The 3526-nt window shown below is 68.4% G+C and carries 3 protein-coding genes and 1 pseudogene; 3 read left to right on the top strand and 1 reads right to left on the bottom strand.

Annotated features, from left to right (window positions below; genetic code table 11):
• Positions 1–143 precede the first annotated feature (143 nt).
• Complete coding sequence (locus tag RWP81_RS15395; protein WP_314457572.1) at positions 144–1103, bottom strand: hypothetical protein; 960 nt, start codon at positions 1101–1103, stop codon at positions 144–146.
• Positions 1104–1408: 305 nt separating this feature from the next.
• Here RWP81_RS15395 and rplK point away from each other — a divergent pair, with 305 nt between their 5' ends.
• The 3 genes and pseudogenes from rplK to RWP81_RS15380 form a co-directional block, all read left to right on the top strand.
• A complete protein-coding gene (gene rplK, locus RWP81_RS15390) occupies positions 1409–1840 on the top strand; it encodes a 50S ribosomal protein L11 (protein WP_013585556.1) in 432 nt (143 codons plus the stop codon).
• A gap of 11 nt (positions 1841–1851) precedes the next feature.
• Positions 1852–2544 (top strand): 50S ribosomal protein L1, encoded by a 693-nt coding sequence (rplA, locus tag RWP81_RS15385; protein ID WP_183420557.1) that lies wholly within the window; start codon positions 1852–1854, stop codon positions 2542–2544.
• Between the two features lie 456 nt (positions 2545–3000).
• Positions 3001–3471, top strand: a pseudogene (locus RWP81_RS15380) (transporter substrate-binding domain-containing protein); the annotation flags it as partial.
• Positions 3472–3526: the final 55 nt, after the last annotated feature.

Below are 3526 nucleotides of genomic sequence, written 5' to 3'. Positions count from 1 at the left end.
CGCCGAGCGTCCCGCGCCGCTGCGTCCCGCGCGGGGCGGCCGGTGCCGTTGCGTTCGGTGCCGCCCACCTCATGCATAAACGCTATTCACGCGTGCAAACGCGTGGTCAGCGCGTTTCTACGCGCCGATTGCGTTTACGCGTCTCACATCGAGCGGATGTTTCTCCCCACGGAGGTCAGTGCGGCCGTCTGAGGGCGTCGCACCGTTCGCAGGCCCGCGGAGGTCAGCGCGCTGAGCAGCAGGTCCACTCCCAGTGCCCCGGCGTAGTCCCATCGGGCGATGCGCCACCCGTGCCGTCGCAGCGCGTCCTCGCGTCGCTTCTCCGCGCGGACCGTTTCGGCTGCCGCTGCGGCATCCTCGTTGCTGTACTTCAGCCAACCGTCGGACTCACCGATGATCCGCTCCTCCGGCCAGCAGAAGTCCGACCGGAAGAGGCGCCCGTCGACCTGGTGCTCCATCTGGAGTACGGGCGAGGGGAACCCGCACCAACCGATGACGGCGCGGCTGATGGACTCGCCCGGCGACTCCGCCAGCGGTGTGGCATTGGTCAGCGTCCACAGCAGACGTCGCAGCCCGGAGCCGTTCCGCTGCGCCGCGGCGCGATCGAGCAATCGCTCGCCGTCGACGGCGAATGCGCGTAACGCCGCATCCGCCACCGCCAGGCCCAACGCAGGCGGTAACACGCGGGCAAGGTCGATGACCACGTCCTCGACCGAGGTGATGCGGATGCCGGCGACCTTGCGCGCCGATCGCACATCGGCGCTCGTATGCACAGTGACGTCGCCGTAACTCACCGATCGCGAGCGGCGTGCATCGAAGATGTGGATCGTGCGGGGGTGCCCGAAGGTGGGGAGGCCGAGCAGTGACGCGGCGGACTCGTGGGAGAACATGGCATCCGGTCGCGTGAGCGCGAAGGCATGGACGCGAACCAGATAGCGGTCCCACGGAGGCAACGCGTCCCATGCCGCACGGAGCGTGTAGATGCCGGAGCGAACCCGCCGCAGCGAATCGTCCCGCCAAGGTGGGGGCCCTGACCGCGGCGCATCCGAGGTCATGAGCAGGGGAGCCGGTGACGCGCGCAGCGAGCGAGGGACGACATCCATCCGGCGAGACTGCCAGGTTGACCGGCGATGCATGCCGGGGCTGTGGAGAACGGCGTGCGCCCGGTCGCGTAAACACGATCCGCGCGTGTAAACACGCTGTTTGCGCGTTTATGCGCGCCAGAAGCGTTTAAGCGCGCGTGTACGGTGCAGCGGGCCGGGCGCGCAGACCGGTGGATGCCGGAGGGCGCGGCGTCGCGTATGATGGGGAGGTTGCGTGCGTCAGTGCGTGACGACCGCTGCCCGGAACCGCCGGGTGTGCGGGAGAGAGGGAGCCGCGAGGCCCCCGCTCGAGAGAGGAAAAGGATATGGCACCCAAGAAAAAGGTGACCGGCCTGATCAAGCTCCAGATCAAGGCGGGCGCGGCCAACCCCGCGCCGCCCATCGGTCCGGCGCTCGGTCAGCACGGCGTCAACATCATGGAGTTCTGCAAGGCCTACAACGCGGCGACCGAGGCCCAGCGCGGCAACGTCATCCCCGTTGAGATCACGGTCTACGAAGACCGCAGCTTCACGTTCATCCTGAAGACCCCGCCCGCGGCGGAGCTCATCAAGAAGGCGGCCGGTCTTGCCAAGGGCTCGTCCACGCCCCACACGGTCAAGGTGGGCAAGCTCACCAAGGACCAGGTCCGCGAGATCGCCACCACGAAGCAGCCCGACCTGAACGCGAACGACATCGAGGCCGCCTCGAAGATCATCGCCGGCACCGCCCGTTCCATGGGCATCACGGTCGAGGACTGAGGGAGATAACAATGGCTACCAAGTCCAAGGCATTCCGCGCCGCTGCTGAGAAGATCGCGGCCGACACGTTCTACACCCCGACCGAGGCCGTCGCCCTCGCGAAGGAGACCGGCTCGAAGAAGTTCGACTCGACCGTCGAGGTCGCGCTGAAGCTCTCGGTCGACCCCCGTAAGGCTGACCAGATGGTCCGCGGCACGGTCATCCTGCCCCACGGCACGGGTAAGACCGCGCGCGTCATCGTCTTCGCCAACGGCCCCGCGGCCGAGGCGGCTCTCGCCGCCGGCGCCGACGAGGTCGGTGGCACCGACCTCATCGAGAAGGTCGCCGCCGGCTACACGTCGTTCGACGCCGCCGTCGCCACGCCCGAGCTCATGGGCCAGGTCGGTCGCCTCGGTAAGGTCCTCGGACCCCGCGGCCTCATGCCGAACCCCAAGACCGGCACCGTGACCCCCAACCCGGCCAAGGCCGTCGAGGAGATCAAGGGCGGAAAGATCGAGTTCCGCGTCGACAAGCACGCCAACGTGCACTTCGTCGTCGGCAAGGCGTCGTTCTCGGCCGAGCAGCTCGACGAGAACCTCAAGGTCGCTCTCGAAGAGATCGTCCGCCTGAAGCCCTCGAGCTCGAAGGGCCGTTACATCCAGAAGGGCGCCGTCTCGACCACCTTCGGTCCCGGCATCCCGCTGGACGTCAACGTCATCGCCTGACGTCTGCGTCACCCGGAAGCCCCGCCGTGCCTCGTGCCGGCGGGGCTTCCGCATGCGCCGCCCGAACGCGCGGCGCGCGCCACGCCACTCGTTCGACGCGCGGATCTCTGTGCCGCGGGGGCCGGTCCCTTCGACAGGCTCAGGGACCTCTGTCGTCTACGGCGCTCGCCGCTCGTTCGACGCGAGGAGTTCCGTGCCCAGTGCGGCCGCTCCCGTCCACAGGCTCAGGGACCTCTGTCGTCGACGCCGCTGGCCGCTTGTCCGACGTGAGGAGTTCTGTGCCGCGGGAGCCGGTCTCTTAGACGGGCTCAAGGACCTCCGTCACGAGCCCGTCACGTCCCCCATCCCGCACGAACGTGCAACACAACGTCATCCGGGAAGAGACCGGCATGCGCCCGTGTTGTGCTGGAGGGCGCCGATCGCGCCACCCCCCCCATCACCATGTCTGGAACAGCTATGCCCCGTCGCCGTTTGACCGTCCTCGCCGCCACCCTGGGCCTGAGCGCCCTCGCGCTGACCGCCTGCAGCGGCGGTGCGACCTCCGAGGCCACGCCGGGAGCGGGATCCGAGTACGGTCTCGTCTCCGACGGCACCCTGACCGTCGCCACCGAGGGCACCTACCGCCCGTTCTCGTACCACGAGGGCGCGGGCGACCTGACCGGCTTCGACGTCGAGATCGCCCAGGCCGTCGGCGAGAAGCTCGGCCTCGAGGTCACATTCCAGGAGACCCAGTGGGATGCCATCTTCGCCGGGCTCGACGCGGGACGCTTCGACGTCATCGCCAACCAGGTGTCGATCAACCCCGAGCGTGAGCAGAAGTACACCTTCAGCACCCCCTACACCGTGTCGCGCGGCGTCGTCGTCACCGCCGACACCGACAACTCGATCTCGAGCTTCGCCGATCTGTCGGGAAAGACCACCCCCCAATAGCTCACGAGCAACTGGTACCAGCTGGCCACCGAGAGCCGCGCCCAGCTCGAGG

It is taken from the genome of uncultured Microbacterium sp. (assembly GCF_963521695.1).
GTDB lineage: Bacteria > Actinomycetota > Actinomycetes > Actinomycetales > Microbacteriaceae > Microbacterium.
Note: the sequence above shows the minus strand (reverse complement) of the source record. Positions and strands in the feature narration are given on the sequence as shown.